This window comes from Vibrio neptunius, assembly GCA_019339365.1.
GTDB classification, from domain to species: Bacteria; Pseudomonadota; Gammaproteobacteria; order Enterobacterales; family Vibrionaceae; genus Vibrio; species Vibrio neptunius.
Window position 1 is genome coordinate 3,497,691 of the sequence record CP079859.1, and the last position, 15,867, is coordinate 3,513,557.

10 protein-coding genes, 8 tRNA genes and 1 pseudogene are annotated in these 15,867 nt (G+C 46.2%); all 19 read right to left on the reverse strand.

Annotated features, from left to right (window positions below; genetic code table 11):
• Position 1: 1 nt before the first annotated feature.
• The 19 genes and pseudogenes from KW548_16215 to alaS all read right to left on the reverse strand — a co-directional run bounded on the left by KW548_16215 (position 2) and on the right by alaS (position 15,752).
• Positions 2 to 571, reverse strand: coding sequence for a hypothetical protein (locus KW548_16215; protein ID QXX08094.1), 570 nt, complete (start codon positions 569 to 571; stop codon positions 2 to 4).
• A 36-nt stretch (positions 572 to 607) separates the two neighbouring features.
• A complete protein-coding gene (gshA, locus tag KW548_16220) occupies positions 608 to 2,176 on the reverse strand; it encodes a glutamate--cysteine ligase (GenBank protein QXX06558.1) in 1,569 nt (522 codons plus the stop codon).
• A gap of 107 nt (positions 2,177 to 2,283) precedes the next feature.
• Positions 2,284 to 5,142: an insulinase family protein gene (locus KW548_16225; GenBank protein QXX06559.1), complete on the reverse strand. Its 2,859-nt coding sequence runs from the start codon at positions 5,140 to 5,142 to the stop codon at positions 2,284 to 2,286.
• An 8-nt stretch (positions 5,143 to 5,150) separates the two neighbouring features.
• Positions 5,151 to 5,612 (reverse strand): DedA family protein, encoded by a 462-nt coding sequence (locus KW548_16230; protein QXX06560.1) that lies wholly within the window; start codon positions 5,610 to 5,612, stop codon positions 5,151 to 5,153.
• Complete coding sequence (locus KW548_16235; GenBank protein ID QXX06561.1) at positions 5,606 to 6,556, reverse strand: NADP-dependent oxidoreductase; 951 nt, start codon at positions 6,554 to 6,556, stop codon at positions 5,606 to 5,608. Before KW548_16235 ends, KW548_16230 begins: the two co-directional genes overlap by 7 nt.
• A 112-nt stretch (positions 6,557 to 6,668) precedes the next feature.
• Positions 6,669 to 7,798, reverse strand: a pseudogene (locus tag KW548_16240) (sodium ion-translocating decarboxylase subunit beta).
• Between the two features lie 9 nt (positions 7,799 to 7,807).
• A complete protein-coding gene (oadA, locus tag KW548_16245) occupies positions 7,808 to 9,592 on the reverse strand; it encodes a sodium-extruding oxaloacetate decarboxylase subunit alpha (GenBank protein QXX06562.1) in 1,785 nt (594 codons plus the stop codon).
• A 31-nt stretch (positions 9,593 to 9,623) separates the two neighbouring features.
• The gene (locus KW548_16250; GenBank protein QXX06563.1) at positions 9,624 to 9,881 is read right to left on the reverse strand and encodes an oxaloacetate decarboxylase subunit gamma; all 258 of its coding nucleotides are present in this window, start codon (positions 9,879 to 9,881) and stop codon (positions 9,624 to 9,626) included.
• 443 nt (positions 9,882 to 10,324) lie between these two features.
• Positions 10,325 to 10,401: transfer RNA gene (locus tag KW548_16255), tRNA-Arg, on the reverse strand.
• A gap of 49 nt (positions 10,402 to 10,450) precedes the next feature.
• Positions 10,451 to 10,527, reverse strand: a tRNA-Arg gene (locus KW548_16260).
• A gap of 41 nt (positions 10,528 to 10,568) precedes the next feature.
• A tRNA-Arg gene (locus tag KW548_16265) sits at positions 10,569 to 10,645 on the reverse strand.
• A 49-nt stretch (positions 10,646 to 10,694) separates the two neighbouring features.
• Positions 10,695 to 10,771, reverse strand: a tRNA-Arg gene (locus tag KW548_16270).
• 41 nt (positions 10,772 to 10,812) lie between these two features.
• Positions 10,813 to 10,889 (reverse strand) — tRNA-Arg (locus KW548_16275).
• 96 nt (positions 10,890 to 10,985) lie between these two features.
• Positions 10,986 to 11,078 (reverse strand) — tRNA-Ser (locus KW548_16280).
• Between the two features lie 24 nt (positions 11,079 to 11,102).
• A tRNA-Arg gene (locus KW548_16285) sits at positions 11,103 to 11,179 on the reverse strand.
• Between the two features lie 42 nt (positions 11,180 to 11,221).
• Positions 11,222 to 11,314: transfer RNA gene (locus KW548_16290), tRNA-Ser, on the reverse strand.
• Between the two features lie 183 nt (positions 11,315 to 11,497).
• Entirely contained in the window at positions 11,498 to 11,695 is a 198-nt protein-coding gene (gene csrA, locus KW548_16295; protein QXX06564.1) for a carbon storage regulator CsrA, read from the reverse strand.
• Between the two features lie 92 nt (positions 11,696 to 11,787).
• Positions 11,788 to 12,975 (reverse strand): aspartate kinase, encoded by a 1,188-nt coding sequence (locus KW548_16300; GenBank protein QXX06565.1) that lies wholly within the window; start codon positions 12,973 to 12,975, stop codon positions 11,788 to 11,790.
• A 194-nt stretch (positions 12,976 to 13,169) separates the two neighbouring features.
• The gene (gene alaS / locus KW548_16305) at positions 13,170 to 15,752 is read right to left on the reverse strand and encodes an alanine--tRNA ligase (protein ID QXX06566.1); all 2,583 of its coding nucleotides are present in this window, start codon (positions 15,750 to 15,752) and stop codon (positions 13,170 to 13,172) included.
• Positions 15,753 to 15,867: the final 115 nt, after the last annotated feature.

The following is a 15,867-nucleotide window of genomic DNA, read 5'->3' on the forward strand; positions in this document are numbered from 1 at the left end:
GCTAGAAAAACCAGCTCCGGTTGCTTTCCAGTTCTTGCTGGCACTGTTTGAGTTGCCAACCATAATCCTTTGCCTGCTGCTCAACTTTACGAGCAACTTTGATCAATGAAGGTTTGGATTGATAAGTTTTACGCTTATAACCACCACGTCCTTCATGATAGGCCAAATATTGATTGTAAGGATCCCATTTGGAGATCCCTAGTTGCTTCTGGGTTTCACTTGTGTACCAACCAATAAACATCAATGAATCATCAAAGTTGGTTCTCGAACCACCATGGCCTGTCGCTTTTTGAAAATCTTCCCATGCAGGGTCTTGTGCCTGAGCGTATCCGTAAGCGCTACTGACTCTCCCCCAAGGAATGATTCCCAACAGGTAATCTTTAGGCGGACGAGCGTCATGGCGAAAGCTACTTTCTTGCTTTACAAACGCCATCGCAACCTGAATAGGCGTCCCCCACTCTTCCTGCATATCCGCCGCATCATCATACCAATCTTTATGCTCACGGAAGATATCACAAAGATTGCTTTGATTCTTAGGTGGCGCCGTAGAACAACCACCTAAAGCCATCATACTGATTAGCAGTAAAGTCCTTTTCACAGCTTTTTCCTATGACTTTAAATAAGCAAAATAGTCATCTAGGAATTCATCGAAACTGAGCGTATCAGCTTGCTCGGTGTTTACTTGTGCATCACGGGAACGTTCAACTTCTTGCTCCATTACTTGCGCACTATACACTTGGAACGCATGATTCAAATGTTTTTCGCGGTACTGTAGGCCGAATTCACAGCCAACTTTGCCCAGTCCACCCAAGCGCTTAGTATCTGCCAAAAGCTGGCCAGAAATTGTTAGCTCCGGGTTATTTATCCAAGTCATCAACTTATGGCAAACCGACTGATAGGCTTCTCCACCAACAGTTGCATCCATCTTCTCTGCAATTAGAGTAATCTCATCGAATACACGTTGTGCCCAATCTTGTAGAGTCAAGATTTCACCTTTACAACCAATCTGCAGGTCTAGGCCTGGCTTACGCCCAGATTCAATCACTTTATTCCAGTTTTCACGCCAACATGCTTGCTCACAGAAATCCATCGGCTCTGATTCAGTAATCGCCGCCCAAGTAAGGAATAGGTCTAAGAAGCGAATCTGGTCTTCATCAATACCAATCGGGCTATATGGGTTAACATCTAATGCTCGTACTTCGATGTATTCAACCCCACCACGCGATAGAGCTTCGGATGGTTTCTCACCATCTTTTGCTACGCGTTTAGGTCGAATTGGTGCGTACAGTTCGTTTTCAATTTGTAATACATTGCTGTTTAACTGGCGATATTGACCGCCTACCTTAACGCCAATTTCAGCAAACTCAGCAGACGGCGTACGTATCGCTGCATTAAGGCCATCCAAGTACTCTTCCAAACTATTGAAACCAATTTTCAAGACGCTCTGAGCACTATTGGTGTAACCCAGATCACTCATACGCAAAGAAGTCGCATGGGGAAGGTATAGGGTTTCACCGATATTTTCGAATGGCAGCTTACTATCTCTTCCTTTTATAAAAGAGGAGCATAGCGCTGGAGAAGCACCAAAGAAATAAGGAATCAGCCAGCCAAAGCGGTAGTAATTACGAATTAGGCCAAAGTATGCTTCAGACTTAGTCGTCTGACGCTCTTGTTCAGATTGCTGTCCGTACAGTGCATCCCAGAACGACTCTGGAAAAGAGAAATTGAAGTGCACACCAGAGATGATTTGCATCAGACTACCATAGCGACGCTTCAAACCTTCTCGGTAGAGGGTTTTCATTTTACCTGAATTAGAGCTTCCATATTGCGCAAGATTGATATCATCCTCTTGGCTAACATAACATGGCATGGAAAGCGGCCACATTTTCTCTTCACCCAATTTAGTTTGAGTAAAGTGATGAATGTCCTCTAACTGCGCAGTCAGAGTTTTGATGTCACTGGATACAGGCGTAATGAACTCCAGCAATGATTCCGAAAAATCTGTCGTAATCCAATCATTCGCATAAGCAGAGCCCAGCTCTTTCGGATGAGGAGTCGTAGCCAGCCTGCCATCCTTTTTATAACGCAGAGTTTCTCTCTCTACACCACGGCTAAAGGATTGAAAAATATCAGGGGTTTGTGCAACTCGCTCCAGTCGCGCAGCAAAATCAGTCAAAATGAAGGTTCGCTTATAGTCTTGGTCCAATTACTTCTGGACCGTTTAAATTATCAGAGGGCAGGAGCTTCGCCAAACCCTCTCTCATGCTCTAATTTATGTGTACTCTAGCGGACGATTTCAAGCTCTTCTACTGGGATTTGCAAACTTTCTAGCTGAGGCTTTAGCGATTTTGCATCTCCAACCACAATGATCTGATAGGCATCAGGGGTAAACCACTTGGCTGCCATCTGATTCAAGGTATCTTTACTCACTGTATCGACAATCTCATTGCGCTGCTTGAGGTAGTCTTCGTCCAGACTGTAAGCCAGAATACTACTTAACAGCTGTGCTTTCTGTGAAGGCGTTTCATACTTCAGAGCATCTTGTTGACCGACTGCTAAGCGTAAAAATTTCATTTCCTCATCTGTCATTCCTTTTTCACTATACTGACTCAGCTCTTGTTCTATCTCTTTGATAGAAGCAACCGTTGAGTCGGCACGAACTTGAGCAGAGAAAACAATGGCACCAACTTCTCGATTCGCCGCGAAGTAACCATTTGCCCCGTAGGTGTAGCCTTTATCCTCGCGCAGATTCTGATTTATTCGGCTGTTGAAATTACCTGCCAAATTAAAATTTGCCAATTGTGTTAAATATACTTCGCCTGTTGCATCAAAAGGCAGCCCCTGACGTACAAAACGAACCATACTTTGTGGTGAGCTTGGTTTATCAATCAAGTAAATTTTCTGTGGGCCCTTTTTATTCACAAGTTGTGGGCGTAATAGAGGTGCTTCTTGCCCTTGCCAGTCTTCTAAAAAGGCCAATTCATTCTTAACCTGACGCTTGGTAATGTCGCCTACTACGACAATCTGAGCACCGTGTGGGGTGTAATGTTGGCGATAAAATGCTTTGACGTCATCCAAAGTCAATTCAGATACAGACTCTTTCGTTCCATCACTAGAGCGTTGGTAGATAGAGCCAGAAAACAGTACTTGTCTTGTTGCTTGAGAAGCCAGCCAACTTGGCTTCTGATGTTGGTAAACAATCCCTTCTAGCATCTGTTGCTTATTACGTTCAAAGTCGGATTCATTAAACGCAGGTTTAAATAAGACTTCCTCGACAATAGCCAAGGTTTGAGTCAAATTTTTCTCAAGGCTAGAAACGGAAATACTGGTCGTATAATTCGCGGCACTGATAGATACCGTACTGCCCAGTTTATCCAGCTTCGCCTGCAGCTGTTCGACTGTTGAATCTAACGTACCTTCTTCCATCATCGCAGCCGTTAGATTCGCTAGACCTTCTTTGCCTTGTTGAACATAGCGTTCTCCAGCTGGGAAACGAATTTCTAGTTGAACCGTAGGCGTCTCACTACTTTGGGTACCCAATAACTCGGCGCCATTATCGAAGTACAGTTTGTACAACTTAGGCATTTGCGCCTTCACAGCTTCAGCTACTTCAGGCATCACTGAACGATCAAACTCATCGACTGGGCGGCGATAAGCGAGATCTTGATCCTTGATCTTCTTATGCTTTGGTAGCGTTCTTTCTGGTGTAACAAAAGTCGCGGGTTCAACAACGTAATCGAGTTTACCTTTAGGTACCACACTCAACGTCACTTTGTGATGGCCGTTAAGGAAATCCTCATAAGCTTTCATGACAGATTCTGGCGAAACCGCACGTATTTGCTCTAGCTGAGTTTGCAGTCGATCAGGCTGTCCAAAGAAAGTCTGGTTGGCAGCGAGCTGAGACACCTTACCTTTTACGCTTTGTAGTGCGAAGACTGAACTCGCTTCCGCCATGCCAATGTTCTGATCTAGACGAGCCTGCTCTACCCCTTGTTCTTCAAACTTCTGCAATGTCTGCATCAGCGCTTCGTAAAGTGGTTTCAGTTTCCCTTTCTCTCCTGACGGAGCCATCGCATATACGTAGAAGTTACATGACAGCTCTGAACAATCTTGAAATGCGCCCGCATCAACGGCTTTTTGTGTTTTCACCAATTCTTGGTAAAGCAGGCTATTGGCCCCCTTGCCTAAAACGTTAGCAAGCGCATTCAATGAAGCTTCTGCCTTTTCTCCGAGATACGTCGTCGGCCAACCCACCAAAACCATAGGCTGTTGAATACGATCTTCAAGCGTGATGTATTTATCTTCTGTCAGCACAGCAGGCTGCTTTGGTGCCTGCTTGACTTCCGGCCCCTTGGGAATGGAACCGAAATACTTATTGACCCATAGCAGTGTCTGCTCGACATTTATATCACCACCTATTGTCAACACGGCATTATTCGGCCCATACCAGCGTAGGAAAAATGCTTTAAGGTCGTTGACATCAACACGATCGAGATCTTCCACATAACCAATGGTTTGCCAAGAGTACGGGTGACCTTCTGGATAAAGCGCTTCGCCCATCCTTTCCCACATCAGGCCATATGGTCTGTTGTCATAATTTTGTGCACGTTCATTTTTCACCGTATCTCGCTGAATCTCAAACTTGCGCTGTGAAACAGCATCAAGCAGGAACCCCATCCGATCGGATTCCAACCACAGCATTTTTTCTAACTGATTCGAAGGCACCGTTTCGAAATAATTGGTTCGATCGCGATTAGTGGTCCCGTTAAGGGTACCTCCTGCTTCGGTAATGATTTTAAAGTGCTCCTGATCCCCAACATGCTCACTGCCTTGAAACATCATATGCTCAAAAAAGTGGGCAAAGCCTGATTTACCAATTTCTTCCCGCGCAGAGCCGACATGATAAGTGACATCAACATGGACCAAAGGATCAGAATCGTCAGGAGAAAGAATAACCGTTAAGCCATTATCAAGTTGATATTTGGAGTAAGGGATCATCGCCTTACCTGACTCTGCTGGCACTTCCTCAATCAAAGAGACGCCTTGAGGAAGTGAAGATAGCTGAGGATCAGAAAAGAGTGTGTTGCTTGAACAACCATAAAGAGCAACGAGAGAAAATGCACCTAGCCAGATTTTTCTCATGACATCTCCTAGAAAAAACCGTAGTAAAGGGCTGCCAACAGGCTATACCGCAATGCTTTACCAACCACGATTAACCATAAACAAGGCCAAAAACGCATTCGTAACCAGCCTGCAGCCAAACAAAGCGGATCACCTATAACAGGCAACCAGCTAAATAAAAGGGACCAATAGCCGTATCGACTCAGCCATTGTAGTGCTTTATGACCATACTTTTCGTTTTGAGTTCGATTGGGCAACCATAAACCCAGCCAGTAATTAGTCAGGCCACCTAAGGTATTCCCTAAGGTCGCCAAAGCAATAACAGAAAGAGTGGAGTATTGATTGAGGTTCAAAACGGCAATCAACCCAGCTTCTGAACCTCCTGGAAGCAGGGTAGCACTCAGAAAGCCAGACAGGAATAGAACCCAAAGTGCAGAATCAGAAAACCATAGAGCGATACTTTCAAACGCGGTGTTAAATGTCTCTAGCACTGCATATCAAGCAAGATCTTGCCTCGCGTATGCCCAGTTTCAATTTGTTTATGCGCGTCCATCACCTGCTCCATAGGGTAGATATGCTGGATCTCTGTTTTCAGCAGCCCGACGCTGACCATGTAAATCAAGGCGTCTAACTGTTCAGGGTTCGGATCAACCAGCATGCCTGTCGCTTCAAATCCAAGCAATTTGGCCTTTTCGCAAATCAGCTCTGCTGTGATAGTCGGCACAGTCACCACTTTAGCCCCATCTTTCAGGCACTTGAGCGCGTCCAAAGCCGCATCTCCACCAACAAGATCGATCAGCACATCGGCTTCTTCAACGCGCTCTGAAACAGGGGAAAACTGATAGTTCACCGCATGGGCACCTAAAGTTGCCATGTAATCAAGGTTGGCTTCACTGCAAGTGGTAAAGACTTCAGCCTTCGCGGCCACAGCAACCTGAATGGCAATATGACCAACGCCACCGGCACCAGCGAGAATAAGCACTCTTTGACCTTCCTTAACACTGGCTTTGTCCAAAGCCTGAACCGCAGTTTGCCCTGCCAGAGGTAACACCGTTGCGGCTTCTAAAGTGATAGACTCTGGCACTAAGCTAAGTTCGGCCTCAGGCACACACACGTACTGACTGTAGCCGCCGCCTTGAAGCGGGAAGCCAATAAATCCGGCCACTTTGTCACCCGCAACAAATCGCTTTGCTTGCTCGCCACACGTCACCACTTCACCAGAAATATCATATCCCGGTACCCAAGGTAGATTATCTTTATTCTGTGAAGCGGCCCAACCAAGCCCTGCACGTGTTTTCACATCAATAGGATTAACGCCAGCAAAAGCGACTTTAATCAACACCTCACCTTGTTGAGGCTCAGGCACAGCGCTAGTTTGAATGGCTAAGACTTCAGGATCACCAAATTGAGTTATCGCGATTTGTTTATTTTCCATGTCATCATTTCCCTATCGATACGAAAAAGGGATGCGAAAGCATCCCTTTGAATATATACCATTTATTGGCTACAAGTTAACTGCCTATTCTCAAATTGACTAATAACTTACGTTAATTCACCAATGCTAAGAGGATACCTGCAGCCACCGCAGAACCCAAAACCCCCGCAACATTAGGCCCCATTGCGTGCATCAGGAGGAAGTTTTGTGGGTTAGCATCCAAACCAACCTTATTCACCACACGCGCCGCCATAGGTACGGCAGATACTCCAGCCGCACCGATCAATGGATTGATATCTTCTTTGGAGAACTTATTCAACAACTTAGCCATTAAGACACCGCCTGCAGTACCAATACTGAAAGCAACAGCACCTAAAGCAAGAATACCTAAGGTCTCTACATTGAGGAATTCTTCCGATTGAAGCTTAGATCCCACTCCTAAACCAAGGAAGATGGTGACAATATTGATTAATTCGTTCTGCGCCGTTTTCGACAATCTATCCACCACACCCGCTTCGCGCATCAGGTTACCGAGACAAAACATACCAACTAGTGGGGTCGCTGAAGGTAGAAACAAGATTGTCATCAACAACACAGCAAGTGGAAAGAGAATTTTTTCAGCTTTGCCTACATGGCGCAACTGAGCCATCTTAACCTTGCGTTCTTCAGGTGTTGTCAGCGCTTTCATGATCGGTGGCTGAATGATAGGCACAAGAGCCATATAGCTATATGCCGCTACGGCAATCGCACCGAGAAGGTCCGGTGACAACTTGCTTGCTAAGAAAATAGCGGTTGGGCCATCAGCGCCACCAATGATGGCAATCGAAGCCGCATCAGGCATGCTGAATTCCATGCCCGGCACGTAATTGAGTAGAATCGCGCCAAACAGCGTCGCGAAGATACCGAATTGTGCAGCGGCTCCTAACCACAAGGTCTTCGGATTGGCAATCAAAGCACCAAAGTCAGTCATTGCTCCTACGCCCATGAAAATCAGTAACGGGAAGATCCCCGACTCAATCCCCACATAGTACACGTAGTAAAGCAATCCCCCTCATCGGTAAAGCCTGCATTAGGTATATTGGCCAAGATGGCACCAAAGCCAATGGGCAATAAAAGTAAGGGTTCAAAACCTTTACGAATAGCCAAATACAACAGAATACAACCAACCAGAATCATGCATATCTGGCCAAACTCAAAGTTAGCAATCCCTGTTTCTGACCATAAGGTCATTAATCCGTCCATGATGCTCCCTTACGCCAAGCTCAATAGCGGTGCGCCGACCGTCACTGAATCACCTTCCTTAACGTGAAGCTCTTGAACAATACCGCCACGGGCTGCACGAACTTCAGTTTCCATCTTCATCGCTTCGAGGATCAGAAGTACTTCACCCTCTTCAACTTGAGAGCCACTTTGAACATTCACTTTGAAAATATTCCCCGCCAATGGCGCAGGAACCATCTCTGAATTGCCTGATTGAGCAGCAGAAGCTGGCGACGCCTGTTGAGGCGTTGAGCTAGACGGAGCAACCGATGTCAATTGACCTTGTGGGCCAACTTCTACATCGTAAATTTGCCCGTCAACTTTCACACTGTAAGTCTCGATACTACCCTTTTCTGGCTGAGGAGCAGGCGCTGCCACAGGCTCTTCTTTACCTGGAGCAGGTTCGAAAGCATCAGGATTATGACGATTTTTAAGAAACTTCAGACCAACCTGAGGGAAGAGTGCGTAGGTCAATACATCATCAATCGTATCTGCCGCCAATGAAATACCGTCTTGTTTTGCTTTAGCCAGTAAATCTTCAGTGAGGGTATCTAATTCAGCTTCGAGTAGATCAGCAGGTCGACAAGTAATAGCCTCTGCACCATCCAGTACTTTTGCTTGTAGCTCTGGATTGACTTCAGCCGGAGCGACGCCGTACTCCCCTTTTAAGACGCCCGCCGTCTCTTTAGTGATGCTCTTGTAACGCTCACCCGTTAGTACGTTAATCACGGCTTGTGTGCCGACAATCTGTGAAGTTGGTGTCACAAGAGGAATGAAGCCCAGATCTTCGCGCACGCGCGGGATCTCGTCCAATACTTCATCAATACGATCCGCCGCACCTTGCTCTTTAAGCTGGCTTTCCATATTCGTCAGCATGCCACCTGGCACCTGAGCGATAAGAATGCGTGAATCGACTCCTTTCAGCTGACCTTCAAACTTCGAATATTTTTTACGAACTTCGCGGAAGTAAGCCGCTATTGGTTCGATCTCATCCAACTTAAGGTTGGTATCACGCTCTGTACCTTGGAGCATCGCAACCACAGTTTCCGTCGGAGTGTGACCGTATGTACAGCTCATTGAGGAGATCGCAGTATCAAGAATATCGACTCCAGCTTCGACTGCTTTGACTGCTGTTGCAGTAGAAAGGCCAGTCGTTGCGTGACAGTGAAGTGCTAAAGGAATATCGGTCGATGATTTGATACGAGAGATCAGCTCTTCCGCTTCATACGGCTTAAGCAAACCTGACATATCTTTAATGCATAAAGAATGGCAACCAAGATCTTCAAGGCGCTTCGCCAGATCAACCCAAGTGTCGGTATTGTGAACCGGGCTAGTAGTATAAGAGAGCGTACCTTGTGCGTGAGCGCCTACATCGACTGCAGCCTTGACCGCTTTCTGGAAGTTGCGTACATCGTTCATTGCATCAAAAATGCGGAATACATCCATGCCATTGGCGTGTGCACGTTCGACAAATTTTTCAACCACATCATCTGCGTAGTGGCGATAACCTAGCAGGTTTTGGCCACGAAGCAGCATTTGCATAGGTGTATTGGGCATCGCTTTTTTAAGCGCACGTAGGCGTTCCCAAGGGTCTTCTCCTAAGAAACGGATACACGCATCAAAGGTAGCACCACCCCAAGTTTCTAAAGACCAGTACCCCACTTTATCGAGCTCCGCTGCGATAGGTAACATATCTTCAAGACGCATACGAGTAGCAAACAGCGACTGATGGGCGTCACGAAGCACCACGTCGGTTAAAGCTAGTGGTTTAGACATGCTCATTAACTCCTTTTAATCCATTTAAATGCTACTTAGCAGTAGAAGTGCGATGTTGATGCACCGCAGCAGAAATCGCTGCAACTACCTTGGGGCTAATAGCAGAAGAGGTTGGTTGAATTTTATTATTTTGTTTCGGTGTAGCGATCGGCTCTGGCACTTCTTCTGGCAACAGTTTAGACATTAGCCGAACGAGATAGACGAGAATAGTTAGGAATATAAATACTACGGCCATCCCTGTAAGCATCAGGGTCGCAGCATCGACTAGCAGGCTTCCAATATTTTCCATTTTAAGCATCCTTTCTTTGTCATCCTGACAAGATATTGGCCATTTAATAATTGGGACTTCGTGTCCTAAATGACCTTTTTAACGTCAGTTCTGTGCTGACGCTTCCTTTCAGGAAAAGTAGTCAAATATCCTGATAAGAGGTCTAGGATTATCTCGATTGGTTAAAATTTGTCAATTTTGTTTAAAGCACTCTTGATGATATTGCACATTTCTAGGGATGATTGCGTCATAAAAATCACATAAATCTGCAATCTGAGACGATATAAGAATAAATAACTGCCTATTTTCAGACGTTATTAGATAAATCGGATGATTACTGCGATAGGGGTAATGTTTTCCAAAAAAGTTCTTAGAAAACAACAATTTGTAAAAACAAAGTTAATAAAATGATAAGAAATTGTTAAAAGAAAAGCCCTGCTATTTCTAGCAGGGCCTTTATATGGTGGCGCGCTCGGAAGGATTCGAACCTTCGACCGCCTGGTTCGTAGCCAGGTACTCTATCCAGCTGAGCTACGAGCGCGCAATGTTTTATATTGAAGAGTCAATATCAGGTCAGTGACCTTAATTAATGGCGCGTCCTGGAGGATTCGAACCTCCGACCGCCTGGTTCGTAGCCAGGTACTCTATCCAGCTGAGCTAAGGACGCACGGGGTGTTCAACAAGCTTTAAACTTACTAAACGAGATAGTGGCGCGCTCGGAAGGATTCGAACCTTCGACCGCCTGGTTCGTAGCCAGGTACTCTATCCAGCTGAGCTACGAGCGCGCAATGTTTTATATTGAAGAATCAATATCAGGTCAGTGACCTTAATTAGTGGCGCGTCCTGGAGGATTCGAACCTCCGACCGCCTGGTTCGTAGCCAGGTACTCTATCCAGCTGAGCTAAGGACGCACGGGGTGTTCAACAAGTTTTAAACTTACCAAACGAAATAGTGGCGCGCTCGGAAGGATTCGAACCTTCGACCGCCTGGTTCGTAGCCAGGTACTCTATCCAGCTGAGCTACGAGCGCGCAATGTTCTCCCAAAAGAGAGTTGTGAAGTATATCACACTACTTCTTTGAAACAACAGGGCTTTAAAACAAAAAAATTGGCCATAAGCCAATTAATGGCGGTGAGGGAGGGATTCGAACCCTCGATACGGCTACAAACCGTATACTCCCTTAGCAGGGGAGCGCCTTCAGCCTCTCGGCCACCTCACCGTTTTATTCCCTGGTAAGGAAATATGGCGCGCTCGGAAGGATTCGAACCTTCGACCGCCTGGTTCGTAGCCAGGTACTCTATCCAGCTGAGCTACGAGCGCGCAATGCTTGTTTTAAAGCAGCTCCGAAGAGCAGTGCAAGAATGGCGGTGAGGGAGGGATTCGAACCCTCGATGCGGCTACAAACCGCATACTCCCTTAGCAGGGGAGCGCCTTCAGCCTCTCGGCCACCTCACCGTCTTGCGGAGGCACATATTACGATTTACCCAAAATATGTCAAACATTTTCTTGGCAAAATCAGCAAAAAGTTGGCCAACCGTTGGCTATTTAATCAAAGCGATGCTAATTCGCTCTTTTTGCTATAAATATGCCTATCAACAATATAAAAAAGGCTGACATAATGTCAGCCTTCTCGTGTAATTAGTAGTTGCCTGGTGCAGTGTTACCATTACCTTTTTCTGCCTGAATGCGCATGTAGATTTCTTCACGGTGAACAGACACTTCTTTCGGCGCATTAACACCGATACGTACTTGGTTGCCTTTCACGCCCAGTACTGTGACTGTGACTTCATCACCGATCATTAGAGTTTCGCCAACGCGGCGAGTTAAAATTAGCATTCTGTGCTCCTTGAGTAATCTCTGATTTTTCTTGCTACGAGGCTATTATCCAACAAAAGTTATATTTTCGTAAACTCTATTCTCGAGCCTAATTAACCTAAAAAGGCATGTTTTTGCTGGCAGTCGAGCGCCTCTGCAGAAGTAATGTAAGCATCATGCAGTATGTTTGCCGCTTTGTCGACGTATTCTGGAGACAACACCAACATCAACGACTGTGAATTCACTGCATAATGCATCACATCTATCCCCTGTTCAGACAACAAGGCATAAGACTGTTCAACCAATCCTTCGACCTGAAGGCCTACTGCTGTAAGCAAGCTAACCTCTTCACTATTACGGATTTTGTCACCGAACACCAGTTCCAGCTTGGCATAAGCATCGTGTTTTATCACCGCACCTACCCATTCTGCATGGTCGATCACATTCCAAATCGTGACACCCAGCATCTGACACTGTTTCTCTAGGCCACAGAATGCATCACGGTCAACCTTAAGCATTGTCAGTTCACGCTGGATTGCGACACCACAGATCGCCTTTTGGCATTCACTGCCCTTGACCAGACTGCCTGTATTGCTATCAAACGTGGAGAGAACACGAAGTGGCACATTATGTCGCCAAGCGTACTGAACCGAAGGAAGGTGGAGCACTTTCGCTCCTTTACGTGCCATTTCTTCCATAGAAGGAAAATCAATCACATCCAGCTTCTTGGCACTAGGAACCGTGCGAGGATCGCAAGTATAGATGCCGTCGACATCAGTAAAAATCTGGCACTCTTCAGCTTGTAGAAAGCCAGCTAAAGTAACAGCACTGGTATCAGATCCCCCTCGACCTAACGTGGTGATGTCCCCATTCTCATTTATACCCTGGAAGCCCGCGACAATGACAATATTGTCTTGTGCCAGCCATGATTCAATTGTTGAGGTATCAATGTGCTTAATCGTCGCGTCATTGTGTTGATTGTCCGTCACAATGTTCGCTTGTGCTCCGGTAAGTGAGCGTGCGGCATAACCTAGTTTATTTAGAGTCATTGCCAGCAGTGCCATCGACACCTGCTCACCAGCAGAGAGCAAAACATCAAGTTCTCGGGCAGTTGGCACGCTGTCTACCTGCTTTGCCAAATCCAATAGTCGGTTTGTCTCTCCAGACATAGCAGACACAACGACTACAACTTGATTACCATCATTCTTCGCCTTAATGATGTGCTCAGCGACTTTGTGGATCCTTTCAATTGAACCCACAGAGGTTCCGCCAAACTTTTGCACGATAAGGGGCTTTTTCACCAGTCTTCACCTTCCCAAGACCAAAGTCTCATTAGGCCGCATTCAATCAATTGAATATTGTTTGCAGCATTAATAACAAAAACCAAGCTGCTTAATCAGCACAGAGTAACTGAGCTATTAAACCACTTGGTTAGTAGAAAAAAATTACGCCCAATCAAACAATTGATTGAGCGTATTTATATACAAATCAGATTTTACAGGCGCTCTTCAAGCCATGGCTGAACAGACTTGATTGCTTCAGGAAGCGCTTCAACGTCTGTGCCGCCAGCCTGAGCCATGTCAGGTCGACCACCACCTTTGCCGCCGACTTGCTCAGCAACCATTTTCACTAAGTCGCCCGCTTTAACTTTGCCGATAAGATCTTTTGTGACCCCCGCAATCAAACCAATCTTCTCACCATTGACGTTCGCCAGCATGACGACACCACTGCCCATCTGGTTCTTGATGTCATCAACCATAGTACGCAGGTTCTTAGGATCGGCATCTTGCATCGCAGCGATAAGGACTTTAACGCCGTTGATCTCTTGAGCTTTGCCCATGATGTTTGCACTTTCAGCTGCTGCCATCTTGTCTTTTAGCTTCTGAATCTCTTTCTCTAGAGATTTTGCTTTCGACGCAGATTCTGCAAGCTTCTCTTCGAACTTCGCTTGTTGAGCTTCGATTGCGTCTAGTGCTGCTTCACCGGTTACGGCTTCGATACGGCGGATACCTGCTGCGATACCACCTTCAGAAGTGATCTTGAATAGGCCAATATCACCCGTGTTTGATGCGTGGATACCACCACAAAGCTCAGTAGAGAACTCACCCATAGATAGAACGCGAACCTCATCATCATACTTTTCGCCGAATAGTGCCATTGCACCTTTCTGCTTCGCTGACTCGATGTCCATCACGTTAGTTTCAATAACGTGGTTGCGACGAACTTGAGCATTCACGAGGCGCTCAACGTCTTTTAGCTCTTCTGGCGTTACCGCTTCTAGGTGTGAGAAGTCGAAACGTAGGTTTTCAGGTTTAACTAGCGAGCCTTTCTGAGTAACGTGCTCGCCCAGTACTGAACGTAACGCTGCGTGTAATAGGTGAGTCGCTGAGTGGTTAAGAGAGATGGAAGCGCGACGCTCAGCATCGACAATCGCTCCTACTTCATCACCTTTCGCTAGAACGCCTTCCACAAGAACACCATGGTGCGCAATTGCGTTACCTAATTTCTGAGTATCTTCGACTTTAAAAAGACCAGATTCGGTTTTTAGCACGCCCGCGTCACCGCACTGACCGCCAGACTCTGCATAGAATGGTGTTTCACCAAGGATGATTATCGCTTTGTCGCCTGCCGATAGAGAGTCTGCTACTTCACCCTCAACGAAGATTTCAGCAACAGTACTCTTACCTTCAGTACCTGTGTAGCCACAGAACTCAGACTCAGCTTCCGTCTTGATCGTTGCGTTATAATCAGTACCGAATTGGCCTGCTTCGCGAGCACGTTGACGCTGCTCTGCCATCGCTTTCTCAAAGCCAGCTTCGTCGATGGTAAAGTCACGTTCGCGAGCTACATCGTTAGTTAAGTCAGCAGGGAAACCGTAAGTATCGTAAAGCTTGAAGACGGTTTCACCGTCTAGCTCATTGCCTTCAAGTGCGTCTAGTGCTTCATTAAGAATCACCATGCCGCGCTCTAGTGTGCGACCAAAGTTCTCTTCTTCGATGCGAAGTACTTTCTCAACAAGCTCTTGCTGTTTCTTAAGTTCTTCTGCAGCGCTGCCCATCACTTCAGCAAGTACACCAACAAGTTTGTGGAAGAATACACCTTGCGCACCCAACTTGTTACCGTGACGAACGGCACGACGAATAATACGACGTAGGACGTAACCACGACCTTCGTTTGAAGGCATCACGCCATCAGCGATTAGGAATGAACAAGAACGGATGTGGTCAGCAATAACGCGTAGCGACTGGTTTGATAGATCGTCGTGACCTACCACCTCAGCCGTCGCTTTGATTAGCTTTTGAAATACATCGATTTCGTAGTTTGAGTGAACGCCTTGCATGATTGCAGAAATACGCTCGATACCCATACCTGTATCAACAGCAGGCTTTGGTAGTTCCTCCATCGTGCCATCTGCATGACGGTTGAACTGCATGAACACGTTGTTCCAGATCTCGATGAAACGGTCACCATCTTCTTCTGGAGTGCCAGGGCGACCGCCCCAGATGTGCTCACCGTGATCATAAAAGATTTCAGTACATGGGCCACAAGGACCTGTATCACCCATCGTCCAGAAGTTGTCAGATTCGAACTTCTTGCCACCTTCTTTGTCGCCAATGCGAACAATCTTATCAGCAGGTACACCGACTTTCTTGTTCCAGATCTCGAAGGCTTCGTCATCTGTTTCGTATACCGTAACCAGTAGCTTCTCTTCTGGTAGGCCAAGAGTTTTAGTCAGGAACTCCCAAGCAAACGCAATCGCGTCTTCTTTGAAGTAATCTCCAAAACTGAAGTTACCCAACATTTCGAAGAATGTATGGTGACGAGCGGTGAAGCCAACATTTTCAAGGTCATTATGTTTACCACCTGCACGTACACAACGCTGAGCCGTAGTTGCTCGCGTGTAGGCTCGCTTTTCAGCGCCTAAGAAGCAATCTTTGAATTGGTTCATACCTGCGTTAGTAAATAGCAGGGTTGGATCGTTATGTGGAACCAACGATGAACTGTCTACGATTTGGTGTCCTTTGCTTTCAAAGAACTTGAGGAACGAATTGCGAACCTCATCAGTGCTCATGTACATGCAGCTCTTCCTGAAAATAGTCGAGTTAGAATTTTGCCGTATTGTAGATCAAGCAATCAGCCACGACTAGCTTTCTTGTAGAAAAGAGCCTTTTCTGCGCGATTTTCGCAATAAA

What these genes read in the sequence shown, in the direction of transcription:
- KW548_16215 (QXX08094.1), bottom strand. Translation starts at nt 571, where the DNA reads ATGATGGCTTTAGGTGGTTGTTCTACGGCGCCACCTAAGAATCAAAGC.
- KW548_16225 (QXX06559.1), bottom strand. Translation starts at nt 5,142, where the DNA reads ATGAGAAAAATCTGGCTAGGTGCATTTTCTCTCGTTGCTCTTTATGGT.
- KW548_16235 (QXX06561.1), bottom strand. Translation starts at nt 6,556, where the DNA reads ATGGAAAATAAACAAATCGCGATAACTCAATTTGGTGATCCTGAAGTC.
- oadA (QXX06562.1), bottom strand. Translation starts at nt 9,592, where the DNA reads ATGTCTAAACCACTAGCTTTAACCGACGTGGTGCTTCGTGACGCCCAT.
- KW548_16250 (QXX06563.1), bottom strand. Translation starts at nt 9,881, where the DNA reads ATGGAAAATATTGGAAGCCTGCTAGTCGATGCTGCGACCCTGATGCTT.
- csrA (QXX06564.1), bottom strand. Translation starts at nt 11,695, where the DNA reads ATGCTAATTTTAACTCGCCGCGTTGGCGAAACTCTAATGATCGGTGAT.
- alaS (QXX06566.1), bottom strand. Translation starts at nt 15,752, where the DNA reads ATGTACATGAGCACTGATGAGGTTCGCAATTCGTTCCTCAAGTTCTTT.